The 13351-nt window shown below is 63.9% G+C and carries 13 protein-coding genes and 1 tRNA gene; 7 read left to right on the forward strand and 7 right to left on the reverse strand.

Features of this window, described 5'->3' with window-relative positions; all coding sequences use genetic code 11:
- Nucleotides 1-31 precede the first annotated feature (31 nt).
- Entirely contained in the window at nucleotides 32-571 is a 540-nt protein-coding gene (locus ACFQ24_RS21230) for a peroxiredoxin (protein WP_380914918.1), read from the forward strand.
- The gene (locus tag ACFQ24_RS21235) at nucleotides 568-1077 is read left to right on the forward strand and encodes a 2'-5' RNA ligase family protein (protein WP_380914920.1); all 510 of its coding nucleotides are present in this window, start codon (nucleotides 568-570) and stop codon (nucleotides 1075-1077) included. The genes ACFQ24_RS21230 and ACFQ24_RS21235 overlap by 4 nt, the downstream gene beginning before the upstream one ends.
- A 3-nt stretch (nucleotides 1078-1080) precedes the next feature.
- Here the strand turns inward: ACFQ24_RS21235 and ACFQ24_RS21240 are convergent, their stop codons facing one another.
- Nucleotides 1081-2307, reverse strand: a complete 1227-nt coding sequence (locus tag ACFQ24_RS21240; RefSeq protein WP_380914922.1) for an NAD(P)/FAD-dependent oxidoreductase — start codon at nucleotides 2305-2307, stop codon at nucleotides 1081-1083.
- A gap of 94 nt (nucleotides 2308-2401) precedes the next feature.
- A tRNA-Met gene (locus tag ACFQ24_RS21245) sits at nucleotides 2402-2478 on the reverse strand.
- A 347-nt stretch (nucleotides 2479-2825) separates the two neighbouring features.
- Here ACFQ24_RS21245 and ACFQ24_RS21250 point away from each other — a divergent pair.
- The 4 genes from ACFQ24_RS21250 (at nucleotide 2826) to ACFQ24_RS21265 (ending at nucleotide 6882) form a co-directional block, all read left to right on the forward strand.
- Nucleotides 2826-4235 carry a circularly permuted type 2 ATP-grasp protein gene (locus tag ACFQ24_RS21250; RefSeq protein ID WP_380914923.1) on the forward strand — a complete coding sequence of 470 codons (1410 nt, stop codon included), beginning with the start codon at nucleotides 2826-2828 and terminating at the stop codon, nucleotides 4233-4235.
- Between the two features lie 4 nt (nucleotides 4236-4239).
- Nucleotides 4240-5172, forward strand: coding sequence for an alpha-E domain-containing protein (locus ACFQ24_RS21255; protein WP_380914925.1), 933 nt, complete (start codon nucleotides 4240-4242; stop codon nucleotides 5170-5172).
- Between the two features lie 27 nt (nucleotides 5173-5199).
- On the forward strand, nucleotides 5200-6054 hold the full coding sequence (locus ACFQ24_RS21260) for a transglutaminase family protein (protein WP_380914927.1): 855 nt from the start codon (nucleotides 5200-5202) through the stop codon (nucleotides 6052-6054).
- A 90-nt stretch (nucleotides 6055-6144) separates the two neighbouring features.
- Entirely contained in the window at nucleotides 6145-6882 is a 738-nt protein-coding gene (locus ACFQ24_RS21265; protein WP_380914929.1) for a peptidase, read from the forward strand.
- Between the two features lie 51 nt (nucleotides 6883-6933).
- Here ACFQ24_RS21265 and ilvD read toward each other — a convergent pair whose 3' ends face one another.
- Entirely contained in the window at nucleotides 6934-8784 is a 1851-nt protein-coding gene (gene ilvD, locus ACFQ24_RS21270; protein ID WP_380914931.1) for a dihydroxy-acid dehydratase, read from the reverse strand.
- A 215-nt stretch (nucleotides 8785-8999) separates the two neighbouring features.
- Between ilvD and ACFQ24_RS21275 the strand changes: the two genes are divergently transcribed.
- Entirely contained in the window at nucleotides 9000-9677 is a 678-nt protein-coding gene (locus tag ACFQ24_RS21275) for a L,D-transpeptidase family protein (RefSeq protein ID WP_380914933.1), read from the forward strand.
- An 82-nt stretch (nucleotides 9678-9759) separates the two neighbouring features.
- Here the strand turns inward: ACFQ24_RS21275 and ahpF are convergent, their stop codons facing one another.
- The 4 genes from ahpF to ACFQ24_RS21295 all read right to left on the reverse strand — a co-directional run bounded on the left by ahpF (nucleotide 9760) and on the right by ACFQ24_RS21295 (nucleotide 13344).
- A complete protein-coding gene (gene ahpF / locus ACFQ24_RS21280; protein ID WP_380914935.1) occupies nucleotides 9760-11340 on the reverse strand; it encodes an alkyl hydroperoxide reductase subunit F in 1581 nt (526 codons plus the stop codon).
- A gap of 169 nt (nucleotides 11341-11509) precedes the next feature.
- Nucleotides 11510-12073 carry an alkyl hydroperoxide reductase subunit C gene (ahpC, locus tag ACFQ24_RS21285; RefSeq protein ID WP_373933601.1) on the reverse strand — a complete coding sequence of 188 codons (564 nt, stop codon included), beginning with the start codon at nucleotides 12071-12073 and terminating at the stop codon, nucleotides 11510-11512.
- A gap of 166 nt (nucleotides 12074-12239) precedes the next feature.
- Complete coding sequence (locus tag ACFQ24_RS21290) at nucleotides 12240-12449, reverse strand: toxin-antitoxin system HicB family antitoxin (protein WP_380914937.1); 210 nt, start codon at nucleotides 12447-12449, stop codon at nucleotides 12240-12242.
- Between the two features lie 7 nt (nucleotides 12450-12456).
- Entirely contained in the window at nucleotides 12457-13344 is an 888-nt protein-coding gene (locus tag ACFQ24_RS21295) for an SPFH domain-containing protein (RefSeq protein ID WP_380914939.1), read from the reverse strand.
- Between the last annotated feature and the right edge of the window lie 7 nt (nucleotides 13345-13351).

A 13351-nucleotide genomic window follows, 5' to 3' on the forward strand; every position in this document is an offset into this window, starting at 1 on the left:
AAGCGGCGCGGGCTTCCCAAAGGAGATATGCATGCTCGGACGCTCCATCCCAGATGTGGTCCTCAAGACGCGGGTGCGCGACGACAGCATCGACGGCCCCAACCCTTTTCGATGGCAGGATGTGCGCACCGCCGACCTCTTTGCCGGCAAGCGCGCCGTGGTATTTTCGCTGCCGGGCGCGTTCACGCCCACCTGCTCAACCGAGCAATGCCCGGCCTTCGAACGGGCAAGCCAGGATATCCGCGAGGCAGGGGCGGACGATGTCTATTGCATATCGGTCAATGACGCCTTCGTCATGTATCAGTGGGCCAAGCATCTGGGCGTCAATTCCGTGAAGATGCTGCCCGATGGGTCAGGCGATTTCACCCGCCGCATGGGCATGCTGGTCAAGAAGGAGCATCTGGGCTTTGGCGAGCGCAGCTGGCGCTATGCGATGGTGGTCGACGACAACCAGATCGTCGCCTGGTTCGAGGAGCCGGGCATCAACGATGTGGGTGAGGACGACGATCCCTACGGCGAAACCAGCCCCGAACCCGTCCTCGCATGGCTGAAGGCCAATCCGCGTCCATGACCTTGCCAGCGCCCATCATCGTCACGGCGTTGATGGGCGCGGCCGATTTCGCCTGGGCTGATGCTTTGCGCCGGGCGCATTTTCCGCCTGAGCGCAACCATCTTTCCGCCCATATCACCCTGTTCCATCACCTGCCGCCATCGATCCTGCCGGAACTGTCCGGGCGGCTGAAGCGGTTCGGCACCCTGCCGCCGCCCGATGCGCGGTTAAGCGACGTCATTCTGCTGGGCCGCGGTGTCGCCTATCGAATCGAAAGTCTGGACCTCATGGCCTTGCGCGATGAGCTGGCAGAGGGCTTTGCGGGCCTTCTGACGCCGCAGGACAGCCAAAGGCCACGCCTTCACATCACCGTCCAGAACAAGGTGTCGCCCGACGATGCGCGGGCGCTTGCAGACGCGTTGCGCACCGGTTTCCGCCCACGACCTATCGTCATCGCGGGCCTCGCCGCCTGGCACTATCGCGGTGGACCGTGGGAACTGGCGATGAAGGCGATGTTTCGCGGTTAGGGCTCAGGCGAGCCCAACCTCCTTCAGCGGCACGCTGGCGTCGCCGAGCTGCGCAATGTCCAGCATTGCGCCGGACAGCACATGGGCGCGCCCCTGCACATAGTCCTTGACCGCGTTGACGCAGTCGAGCGCGATCACCCTTCCACCCTTCAGATAGACGATGGAAAAGCTGCGCGCCGCCGGGTCGCCGCGCAGCACGGTCTGATCGAAGCCGACCGAGAGGCCGACCGTCTGGAGCTTCAGGTCATACTGGTTCGACCAGAACCAGGGGACGGCATCATAAGGCTCTTCCTTGCCCAGGATGTGGGCGACGGCGGTCTTGGCCTGGTCATTCGCGTTCTGGACGGATTCGACCCGCATATGCGCGCCGCCGGCAAAGCGGTTCGCATGGGTGGCGCAATCGCCGACGGCATAGATGTCCGGCAGGGAGGTGCGGCAATATTCGTCCACATCCACCCCGTTGCCCCCCACAGCACCCGCCGCGATCAAGGGGCCCGTTTCGGGCACGATGCCGATGCCCACGATCACCATGTCGGTTTCGATCCGCTCGCCATCCGCCATCAGCACGGCCGCGGCCTTGCCGTCCACGACTTCGATACAGTCCATCCTGGCGCCGGTGCGCAGGTCCACGCCATGGGCGCGGTGTTCCGCCTCGTAGAAGCGCGACAATTCCTCCCCGGCGACGCGCGCCAGCACCCGGTCGAGCGCTTCCAGCAGCACCACCTGCTTGCCGAACTTCGTCAGGACCGCTGCCGCTTCAAGGCCGATATAGCCGCCGCCGACGATCGTAACATGACGCACCGCGTCCAGCTTGCCCATCATCGCGTCGACATCGTCGCGGCGGCGGACGGCATGGACATTCTGCGCGCCCGCGCCGTTGCAGGTCAGCATGCGTGGCGATCCGCCGGTGCACCAGATCAGCTTGCCATAGCCGATCTCCTCGCCGCCCGCGTTCACGAACCTGCCTTCAGGGTCGACGCTCTTCACCCGCCTGCCCAGCAGCAGGTCGACCTTGCGCTCTTCCCAGAAAGAGGCAGGGCGGATCAGGATGCGATCGAACGTCTTTTCGCCGGCAAAATATTCCTTCGACAGGGGCGGCCGCTCATAGGGCGGATCCTTCTCATCCCCGATCATGCCCACGCTGCCCTCGAACCCCGCTTGGCGTAGGGCAATAGCCGCCTGCGCTCCCGCATGGCCGGCACCGACGATCAGGACATCGTAGAAACTCATCCGCTCGCAATCCTCTGCACCGCTGTTTTGCCCGCTCTTAGGCGCGCTTTGCGGAAGGAGGCAAGCAGCATGTGGAAGGGATGGGTGATGCAGATGGTAGCGGAGGAGGGACTCGAACCCCCGACACGCGGATTATGATTCCGCTGCTCTAACCGGCTGAGCTACTCCGCCCCATGGGCTATCGGGGCGACGGCCCCGTGGTGAGGCGGCGCTATACGCAGGCGATGGGGAGCGGTCAACGGGCCTTTTGCGGGATGTGCGAAAATCCTGTTCGGCCATCTGTGCCCCAATTCCCCGTTGCGCGGGAAAGGGCAGAGCAAGATCAGGCATCGCGCCTGTGAAGACTGCCGCATGGTCGGACAGGGAAGTGCCTGACGTCATGGCGTCTTTATCAGCCTTTGCACGTTTTAGGACAGGCGCCAGGCATTCACGGCATTTTTTCTGTTGCAATCGCGGTTCCGCCGCGCCCTACTGTTGCAACGCACAACCGGCCCAATGGCCGAGGGAGGATTGTCCACTTGCCCTTCCATGAGATGTTTGAGCCTGACGGTTCGATCCGAGGCTGTTACGACGAAGTGCAGCAGTGGGTGGAACGAACCGGCATCGCCGGGCTCAATCGCCGCATGGACGAGGCCGAAGCGATCTTCCGCCGCATCGGCATCACCTTCGCGGTTTACGGGGAAGGGGGCGACCCGGAACGGCTGATCCCGTTCGACCTGCTGCCCCGCATCTTCACGGCGCAGGAATGGCGCATCCTGGACAAGGGCATTCGCCAGCGCGCCCGCGCGCTCAACGCCTTTTTGCATGACGTCTATCATCGCGGGGAAATCGTGAAGGCCGGCATCATGCCCGCCGACATCATTTACCAGAACAGCGCTTATCTTGCCGAAATGGCGGACTTCACGCCGCCCGGCAAAGTGTACAGCCATATCGTCGGCATCGATATCGTGCGGACGGGGCCGGGCAGTTTCGAGGTGCTGGAAGACAATTGCCGCACCCCCTCCGGCGTGTCCTACATGCTGGAAAATCGCGAGATCATGACGCGCATGTTCCCGGAGCTTTTCGCGCAAGGGGTGGTCGCGCCGGTGGACGATTACCCCGCCGAGCTGCTGAAGTCGCTCAAGGAGGTCGCGCCGCCCGCCTGCAAGGGCGATCCGGTGGTGGTGGTGCTCACGCCCGGCTCGCTCAACAGCGCCTATTATGAGCATAGTTTCCTCGCCGACCTGATGGGCGTCGAACTGGTCGAACCGGCGGACCTGTTCGTCGAAGACGACCGCGTCTGGATGAAGACGACGCTGGGGCCGAAAGCGGTCGACGTCATCTATCGCCGTATCGACGACGAATATATCGATCCGCTGGTTTTCCGCCCCGACAGCCTGCTGGGCGTGCCGGGCATCTTCAACGTCTATCGCAATGGCGGCGTGACGCTGGCGTCCGCGCCCGGATCGGGCATAGCGGATGACAAGGCCGTCTATATCTATGTGCCGGAGATGATCCGCTTTTACCTTGGGGAAAAGCCGATCCTGGACAATATCCAGACTTGGCAGTGCGGGAAGCCCGACGAACTCGCCTATGTGCTGGAGAATCTGCACGAACTGGTCGCCAAGGAAGTGCATGGGTCGGGCGGTTACGGCATGCTGATCGGACCCAAGTCCACCAAGGATGAGATCGCGGCCTATGCCGATCGCATCAGGGCCAATCCGGGCGAGTTCATCGCGCAACCGACGCTCGATCTCTCCACGGTGCCGACGCTCGGCCCAGCGGCAGTGGTTGGCCGCCATGCGGATTTTCGTCCCTACTGCCTGGTGGGTAAACAAATCCGCCTCGTCCCCGGCGGCCTTACCCGAGTCGCGCTGACCGAAGGATCGCTGGTGGTGAATTCCAGCCAGGGTGGCGGGGTCAAGGACACCTGGGTTCTGCAGGATTGATGACATGCTGAGCCGGACCGCAGAAAACCTCTTCTGGATGGCGCGCTACATGGAGCGCGCCGAAGCAACCGCCCGACTGCTCACCATGGGACAGCGGATGGCGATCCTGCCTGGCGCGCATCATCGGGACGAATGGCGTTCGGTCGTGCGCGCGACCGGGGCGGGGCATCAATTCCCCGACGGCACGATCGTCACGGAGGGTGACGCCATCGCCTGGCTGATGCTCGACCTCGACAATCCCAGTTCCATCCGGGCCTGCCTGCTCAAGGCGCGTGCCAACGCCAAGTCCGCCCGCACCATGTTGACGCAGGACATGTGGGAAGCGCTGAACGAAGGCTGGCGCAAGCTCGACAGCTATGACGTGTCGGAGGCTCGCCAGCAGCTGCCGGCGCTCATCGACTGGGTGAAGACCCGCGTCATGACCTTCCGCGGCGCGGCGCATTCGGGGCAGCTGCGCAACGAGGGGCATGATTTCCTGCGGACCGGCTCCGCACTGGAACGGGCGCAGATGACGCTGCGCCTGCTGGACGTCAAATATTATGTGCTGTTGCCCGAAACCGAGGTGATCGGCGGCAATCGCGATCATTATCAGTGGACGTCGGTGCTGTACGCCCTGTCGGGCGCGCGCGCTTATCATCATGTCTATGGCGGCACCTACACGCCGTGGCAGATCACCGATTTCCTGATGCTGAACCGGCTGTTCCCGCGCAGCGTCGCCTATTGCTACGATCAACTGGCCTATCGACTCAACCGGCTTGCCGGATGGCACAATGCGCGTGCGGCGTGCCATGACACGGTGCAAGAATTGGTCGCGGGGCTGGAGGCGCAGGACAGCGGCGAAATCTTCCGGCGCGGCCTGCATGAGACGGTGCAGGGCGGCCTCATGATGACGAACCGCCTGGGGCAGGAGATCGCCCAGGCCTATCATTTCGGCTGACGGCAGGCAGGGGAGGGGCGCTCCGCCATGAAATTGCTGGTCCGCCACCAGACGGTCTATCGCTATGCGGCATCCGCTGGACGAGTGGCGATGCGCCTCAAGCTGATGCCGGTCAATACGCCGATGCAGACTGTCGAGGACTGGCAGGTCAGTATAAATGGCGATCCGCTGACCGGCTTCCGTTCCAACAGCTATGGCGAAATGGAGGCGGTCTGGATCCGCCATGATCGCCTGGACGATGCGGTCATCGTTGCCGAAGGGCTGGTGGAGACGCGCGAGACGCACGGCATAGTGGGCCATCTCTCCGGTCGCGTGCCACCGGCCTATTATCTCCGCGATACGCCGCTGACCCGCGCATCGGAAGGGATAGCGGCCATGGCTCGCGATCTGCCGGACGGGGGCGGACCGCTCAATCGCCTCCACGCCTTGTCCGCCGCCGTCAACGATGCCGTCTCCTACCGCGCCGGCGTCACCAGCGCCGACACGAGCGCGGCGCAGGCCTTCGCGATCGGCGCGGGCGTGTGCCAGGATCATGCGCAGATATTCATCGCCGCCGCCCGGTCGCTCGGCGTCCCGGCACGCTATGTTTCCGGTTACCTGCTCGCGGGCGACGGCGATCTGCTGCACGAAACCCATGGCTGGGCGGAGGCTTTCCTGCCGGACCTTGGCTGGATCGGCTTCGATCCGTCCAACCGCGTCTGTGTGACCGATCGGTATCTCCGTCTGGCGAGCGGCCTGGATGCCGACGATGCGGCGCCTATCCGGGGTTCGGTCACGGTGGCGGGCGACATCAGCATCGATGCGGATGTCCGCATCGCGGTGGCGCAGGATGGCGTGGAGGAACGGCAGTTGCAGCGCCAGCAGCAACAGACTAGGCCCTAGACCGACAGGACCGATTCCCAGCGATCGCGTGCCGGGCGAAGTCCGGCGAGTGCGAACGCGCCAACGAGAATGTGAGGAGGCCGGGGGGCCATGACCTATTGTGTGGCGGTGCGCGTGGACCAGGGACTGGTCATGCTGTCCGACACCCGCACCAATGCGGGAATGGACAATATCGCGCGCTTCCGGAAGAGCTTCACCTATCATGTGCCGGGCGAACGGGCGATCACAATGCTCTGTTCGGGCAATCTGTCCATCACCCAGGGGGTGAAGGCGGTGCTGAGCAAGGCGATCAAGGAATCCGCGCTCGATCCCGATGTGGAAACCATCCTCAATTGCGACACGATGCATCGCGCCGCGCAGATCGTGGGCGACGCGATGCGTGCCATGCAGAGCCGGTATCGGGAAAGCATCGAGATGGGCGGGTCCGGTTCCGGCGCGTCCATCATGATCGCGGGCCAGCGACGGGGCGGCAAGCCCAGGCTCTACCTCATCTATTCCGCCGGTAACTTCATCGAGGCGACGGAAGACACGCCCTTCTTCCAGATCGGCGAGCATAAATATGGCAAGCCCATCCTCGACCGCATCATCCGTCGCGAAACCAGCCTGGAAGATGCGGTGAAGGCGGTGCTGGTGTCGATGGATTCGACCCTGCGCTCCAATCTTTCGGTGGGCATGCCGCTCGACCTGACGGTGATCCCGACCGACATATACGACTTCCGCGTCCGCACCCGCATCGAAGCCGATGACGAGGAGTTCGCCCGCATTTCCCACAGCTGGGGCGCAGCCCTGCACAAGGGGTTCAAGGATCTGCCGAACGTCCTGGACTAGGGCTGGCGACGGGCGCGCGCACTTGGCCAGCCTTCCTGTCTCAGGCGAAGGTCATTTCTCGATCTGGCTGACGTCGCGCACCGCGCCCTTGGCGGCGTTCGTCGTCATCGCCGCATAGGCGCGCAGCGCCGGCGTCACTTCGCGCTTGCGGCCGAAGGGCTTCCACGCCTTGGCCCCTCGCGCTTCCATATCTGCCCGGCGTGCGGCGAGCACGGCGTCGTCCAATTCGACATTGATGGCGCGCGCGGGAATGTCGATCAGGATCGGATCGCCCGTTTCGATCAGCGCGATCATGCCGCCTTCGGCAGCTTCGGGCGAGACATGGCCGATCGACAGGCCGGACGAGCCGCCGGAAAAGCGCCCGTCGGTGATGAGCGCACAGACCTTCCCCAGCCCCTTCGACTTCAAATAGCTGGTCGGATAGAGCATTTCCTGCATGCCCGGACCGCCCTTTGGCCCCTCATAGCGGACGATGACGATGTCGCCGGGCTTCACCTCATTGCCAAGGATGCCCGCCACCGCCGCGTCCTGGCTTTCATAGACGCGCGCGGTGCCGCGAAAGACATGGATGCTTTCGTCCACGCCCGCCGTTTTCACGATGCAGCCTTCCGGCGCAAGATTGCCGAACAGCACGGCCAGGCCGCCATCCTTGGAAAAGGGATGGTCGATCGAGCGGATGACGCCCTCTGCGCGGTCGGTGTCCAACTCCTCCCAGCGCGCCGACTGGCTGAAGGCGACCTGCGTCGGTACGCCGCCGGGCGCCGCGCGATAGAAGGTGCGCACGTCTTCGCTGTTGGTGCGGGTGATGTCCCACCGCGCAAGCGCATCGCGTAGCGTGGCGCTGTGGACCGTCGGGAGCGACGGATCGACAAGTCCCGCGCGCTCCAGTTCGCCCAAAATCGCCATGATGCCGCCGGCGCGGTGGACATCCTCCATATGCACGTCGTTCTTCGCAGGCGCGACCTTGCACAGGCATGGAACGCGGCGCGAAAGCCGGTCGATGTCCGCCATGGTGAAATCGACGCCACCTTCATAAGCCGCGGCGAGCAGGTGCAGCACCGTGTTGGTGGACCCGCCCATCGCGATGTCCAGGCTCATGGCGTTTTCGAATGCCGCGAAATTGGCGATCGACCGGGGCAGGACGCTGGCATCGTCCTGCTCATAATAGCGCTTGGTAATGTCGACGATCAGATGGCCAGCCTCACGGAACAGGCGCTCACGATCGGCATGGGTGGCGAGCACGGAGCCGTTGCCGGGCAGCGACAGGCCCAGCGCTTCGGTCAGGCAGTTCATCGAATTGGCGGTGAACATGCCCGAGCACGATCCGCAGGTCGGGCAGGCGGACCGTTCGATCGTCTGCACTTCCTCGTCGGTGTAGCTGTCGTCCGCGGCGACGACCATGGCATCCACCAGGTCGAGCGCGACTTTCTTACCGCGCACGTTCGCCTTGCCCGCTTCCATCGGGCCGCCGGACACGAAGACCACGGGGATGTTGAGGCGCATCGCCGCCATCAACATGCCCGGCGTGATCTTGTCGCAGTTGGAGATGCACACGATGGCGTCGGCGCAGTGCGCGTTGACCATATATTCGACGCTGTCGGCGATCAGGTCGCGGCTTGGCAGCGAATAGAGCATGCCGCCATGGCCCATGGCGATGCCGTCATCGACCGCGATCGTGTTGAATTCCTTCGCGACGCCGCCCGCCGCCTCGATCTCGCGCGCGACCAGTTGGCCCAGATCCTTCAAATGGACGTGGCCGGGCACGAACTGGGTGAAGCTGTTGGCGATGGCGATGATCGGCTTGCCGAAATCCTCGTCCTTCATGCCCGTCGCGCGCCAGAGGCCCCTGGCACCCGCCATGTTGCGGCCGTGGGTGGTTGTGCGGGAACGGTAGGCAGGCATTGTGAACGGTCCTTGACGAGGTGGAAAGCGGCCCCTCTACAGCCAAGCGGCCTTGGGTGAAACATATTATTCCTGCCGCGAGGCCTATTTTCCCTTTCGTGCTTCGTGGGGCATCACCGCATTCCTTTTGTTACGTGAGCGGTCTGATGTGCCAGCGCGGGACGTGGGCCTGCAACAGGCCTGACATCCGCTGCGATCATGGTTAAGAAAGGGTTATGCCAAACTTTCGGCGATCCCTGCTTCGCTATGCGCCCGTCCTGCTGGCCACCGCCGCGACAACGAATGCCTCCGGGCCGGCAGTGGCTCAGGGCGCGGATGATGGCCTGTCGCCGGGCACCTATCGCTGGATGGCGGAAGGGCCGTTTCAGGGGCCGATATATCTCATCATCAGCATCGAGAAGCAGCGAGTCCATGTCTATGATGGAGACCGGTTGATCGGCATTGCGCGGGTATCGACTGGGACGAAGGGGCATCGGACTCCGACCGGCGAATTTCCGGTCCTCCAGAAACGCCAATGGCATCGATCCAATCTCTACAGCAATGCGCCGATGCCCTTCATGCAGCGGCTGACATGGGACGGGATCGCGCTTCATGCCGGGCATGATCCGGGCTATCCGGCCAGCCATGGGTGCATCCGCCTGCCCTATGCCTTTGCGCGTCAGCTTTTCGCCCTGACGACGATCGGCACGCCGGTCGCGGTGACGCAGGATCGCCTTACGCCGGCGCTCAAGCTGGATGCGCTGGTGGCGGGCGATCCAGCCAGTGCGGTCGTGACCTTCGGAACGGCGGTTCAAGCGGAGAAGGTGGCTGTGACGGAGCCATCCCGCCAGGCCGATGTGCCGATGCTGGAGGTCGATCCATCGATATTCGGCATGGGCCTCAGGCGTCGCTGACGAACGTCGCGCCCGAACACTCGGGACAGCTTCGGGCGGCTGGCTAGGATGCCGGCCGCCCGTCCGTGGCCCGCTCAGAAGTTCAGGCTGCCTGTGCGGCTTCTTCCACCGCCGGCAGGCGGATGAGGTAATCGAAAGCGGAAAGCGCCGCCGTCGATCCCGCGCCCATCGCGATGACGATCTGCTTGTAGGGCACGGTCGTGCAGTCCCCCGCAGCGAAGATGCCGGGCTGGCTGGTTTCGCCGCGCGCGTCGATCTCGATCTCGCCGCGCGGGGACAGGGCGATCGCGTCCTTCAACCATTCGGTGTTGGGGACGAGGCCGATCTGGACGAAGATGCCTTCCAGTTCGACGTCATGCTCGGTGCCGTGGTTGCGGTCCTTGTAGGACAGGCCGGTCACCTTCTCGCCATTGCCGTCGACCTTGGTCGTCAGAGCGGAAGTGATGATCTTCACGTTGGGCAGGCTGGCGAGCTTGCGCTGGAGCACGGCATCGGCGCGCAGCTGGCTGTCATATTCGATCAGCGTCACATGGGCGACGATGCCGGCGAGGTCGATCGCGGCCTCGACGCCGCTGTTGCCGCCGCCGATCACCGCGACGCGCTTGCCTTTGAACAGCGGGCCGTCGCAGTGCGGGCAGTAGGCCACGCCCTTGTTCTTATACTCGTCCTCGCCGGGAACGCCCATCTGCCGCCAGCGCGCGCCGGTGGAGAGGATGACGGTGCGGCCCTTGAGCGACGCGCCGTTTTCCAGCACGATTTCATGATAGCCGCCTTCGGTCCTGGCCGGAATCAGCTTCGCGGCCTTCTGAAGATTCATGATCTCGACGTCATAATCCTTGACGTGCGCCTCCAGCGCGGAGGCGAGTTTCGGGCCTTCGGTGCGGCTCACCGAGATGAAATTCTCGATGTCCATCGTGTCGAGCACCTGCCCGCCGAAGCGCTCTGCGGCAACGCCGGTGCGGATGCCCTTGCGCGCCGCGTAGATGGCAGCCGCCGCGCCGGCGGGGCCGCCACCGACCACCAGCACCTCGAACGGATCCTGCGCCTTGATCTTTTCGGCAGCGCGCGCTGCTGCACCACTGTCGATCTTGGCGACGATCTGCTCCAGCTCCATGCGGCCGCTGGCGAAGGGCTCGCCGTTCAGGAAGACGGTGGGCACCGCCATGACCTTGCGCGCGTCCACTTCCTCCTTGAACAGCGCGCCGTCGATGGCGACGTGGCTGATACGAGGGTTGAGCACGCTCATGAGGTTCAGCGCCTGCACGACATCCGGGCAGTTCTGGCAGGACAGCGAGAAGTAGGTCTCGAACGCATAGTCGCCGTCCAGGTCTTTGATCTGCTGGATCAAGTCCTGCGCCGCCTTCGACGGGTGGCCGCCCACCTGTAGGAGCGCGAGCACCAGAGAGGTGAATTCATGTCCCATCGGCAGGCCGGCGAAGGTGACGCCGATGTCGGTGCCCGCGCGGCGGATCATGAAGCTCGGCTTGCGCGCGGCGCTGCCTTCTACCACGCTCACCTTGTCGGACAGCTCGGCAATCTCGCCCAGCAATTCTTTGAGCTCGCGCGATTTCGCGCTGTCGTCCAGCGACGCCACCAGCTCGATGGGCTGCGTGATGTTCGCCATATAGGCCTTCAACTGGCCCTTGAGATTTGCGTCCAACATGATCGTAGCTCCGTTGATGGCGCGCCGGTCCGGGGCGCGCGGCTATCGCGGCGGCGGCGCGCAACGGCACCGTCCGGTCAAAGATAGCGATGATGATCGGGATAAAAAGCCCGCCGGGCCGGGGAGGTGCCTCGACCCGGTCCGGCGGGTGCCTTTTCAGGTCTTTGCGTTAAATCTTGCCGACGAGGTCGAGCGAGGGGGCGAGGGTTTCCGCCCCTTCTTCCCACTTGGCGGGGCAGACTTCACCCGGGTGGCTGGTCCAGTATTGCAGCGCCTTGATCTTGCGCAGCAGCTCGGCGGCGTTGCGGCCCACGCCTTCGGGGGTGATTTCGACCAGCTGGATCACGCCTTCGGGATCAAGCACGAAGGTGCCGCGATCGGCAAGGCCGACGCCTTCACGCAGCACGCCGAACTGGTTGGAGATGTCGTGGTTCTGGTCGCCAAGCATGTAATAGTTGATCTTGCCGATGGCCGGCGAGGTGTCGTGCCAGGCCTTGTGGCAGAAGTGCGTGTCGGTCGACACCGAATAGACTTCCACGCCCATGCCCTGAAGCGTGGGATAGATGTCCGCCAGATCTTCCAGCTCGGTCGGGCAGACGAAGGTGAAGTCGGCCGGATAGAAGAAGAAGACGGCCCACTTGCCCTTCACATCGGCGTCGGTGACATCGACGAACTTGCCTTCCTTGTACGCGGTGGCCTTGAAGGGCTGAAGGGGAGTGTTGATGAGAGCCATGGGCTATCCAGTTCCTTGCTTGAGGGTTGCTGTTGCAATGCCGCATGTATGAATTCGGCAGGCCAATGGGAAATTGGTTTTATCGGACGGGAAGATCGATAAAAGCGATCACGACCGGGCCTATTGATCGACCGGTTTAGCGACATGCGGCATAAGCGTTGGTGGTTCAATCCGCCTTTGGCGGGCGACCGCGCCGCGGCATCGCCGGGTCCGCTAGCGCCACCCCCCGCCGGGCCAGGGCTTCCCGCAGGAGCAATTCGACCTGTGCGTTCACGCTTCGCAATTCTGCTGCGGCGCACCGTTCCAGCGCGAGATAGAGCGCCGGGTCGAGTCGCAACGGGAAGGCCTTGCGCGCGGAGGGAACGTCCTTCGGCACCACCGACCTATTGATAGAGGGTGCCGGTGTTGACCACGGGCTGGGTGTCGCGCTCGCCGCAGAGCACCACCATCAGGTTGCTGACCATGGCGGCGCGGCGTTCATCGTCCAGTTCCACGACATTCTTGGCGGACAGTTGCTCCAGCGCGAGTTCGACCATGAATACGGCCCCCTCTACCAACCGGGTGCGGGCGGCGATCACGGCTTCGGCCTGCTGCCGTCGCAGCATCGCCTGCGCGATTTCCGGCGCGTAGGCGAGGTGGGTGAGCCGGCATTCGTCGATGCTGACCCCGGCGATGGCGATGCGGTCCTGCAATTCCGCTTGCAACTCGTCCGCGACATGCGCGCCGTCGCCGCGCAGCGTCTTTTCCTCATGGTCGAAATCGTCATAGGGGTAACGCGACCCGATCGCCCGGACGGCGCTTTCGATCTGGATTTCGACAAAGGATTTGTAGTCGTCCACGTCGAACAGCGCCTGCGCGGTGTCGGTCACGCGCCAGACCACGTTGGACGCGATTTCCACGGGATTGCCGCGCTTGTCGTTGATCTTGAGCTTTTCAGAGGTCACGTTGTGGACGCGGACGCTGACCTTCTGGCGGCTGAGCCAAGGGAGAACCCAGCGTAGTCCGGCAGTGCGGTCCGTGCCCTTGTAGTCGCCGAACAGCAGGATCGCGGCGGCCTGGTTCGGCTGGATCAGGTAGAAGCCGGGCACCGTAAAAATGAACAGCGAAATAGACAGCAAAAGGAGGATCGCGCCGAGCGCGTCGCTGCCTTCCGAACCGATCAGGCCGAACCCTGCAATCGCGCCGATGATGCAGAGCGCAAGCAGCAAAAGCATGATATAGCCACTGGCGGTCGAGGCCGGCTTTTCGCGGGTAGCCTGAAGCAGGGTCATGACGTGA

It is taken from the genome of Sphingobium olei (genome assembly GCF_042678845.1).
In the GTDB taxonomy this organism is placed as follows: domain Bacteria; phylum Pseudomonadota; class Alphaproteobacteria; order Sphingomonadales; family Sphingomonadaceae; genus Sphingobium; species Sphingobium olei.

Excerpts from the sequence above, each read along its gene's own strand:
- ACFQ24_RS21230 (WP_380914918.1), top strand. The coding sequence starts at position 32 with ATGCTCGGACGCTCCATCCCAGATGTGGTCCTCAAGACGCGGGTGCGC.
- ahpC (WP_373933601.1), bottom strand. The coding sequence starts at position 12,073 with ATGGCTCTCATCAACACTCCCCTTCAGCCCTTCAAGGCCACCGCGTAC.
- ACFQ24_RS21265 (WP_380914929.1), top strand. The coding sequence starts at position 6,145 with ATGACCTATTGTGTGGCGGTGCGCGTGGACCAGGGACTGGTCATGCTG.
- ACFQ24_RS21255 (WP_380914925.1), top strand. The coding sequence starts at position 4,240 with ATGCTGAGCCGGACCGCAGAAAACCTCTTCTGGATGGCGCGCTACATG.
- ACFQ24_RS21260 (WP_380914927.1), top strand. The coding sequence starts at position 5,200 with ATGAAATTGCTGGTCCGCCACCAGACGGTCTATCGCTATGCGGCATCC.
- ACFQ24_RS21275 (WP_380914933.1), top strand. The coding sequence starts at position 9,000 with ATGCCAAACTTTCGGCGATCCCTGCTTCGCTATGCGCCCGTCCTGCTG.
- ACFQ24_RS21240 (WP_380914922.1), bottom strand. The coding sequence starts at position 2,307 with ATGAGTTTCTACGATGTCCTGATCGTCGGTGCCGGCCATGCGGGAGCG.
- ahpF (WP_380914935.1), bottom strand. The coding sequence starts at position 11,340 with ATGTTGGACGCAAATCTCAAGGGCCAGTTGAAGGCCTATATGGCGAAC.
- ilvD (WP_380914931.1), bottom strand. The coding sequence starts at position 8,784 with ATGCCTGCCTACCGTTCCCGCACAACCACCCACGGCCGCAACATGGCG.
- ACFQ24_RS21235 (WP_380914920.1), top strand. The coding sequence starts at position 568 with ATGACCTTGCCAGCGCCCATCATCGTCACGGCGTTGATGGGCGCGGCC.
- ACFQ24_RS21295 (WP_380914939.1), bottom strand. The coding sequence starts at position 13,344 with ATGACCCTGCTTCAGGCTACCCGCGAAAAGCCGGCCTCGACCGCCAGT.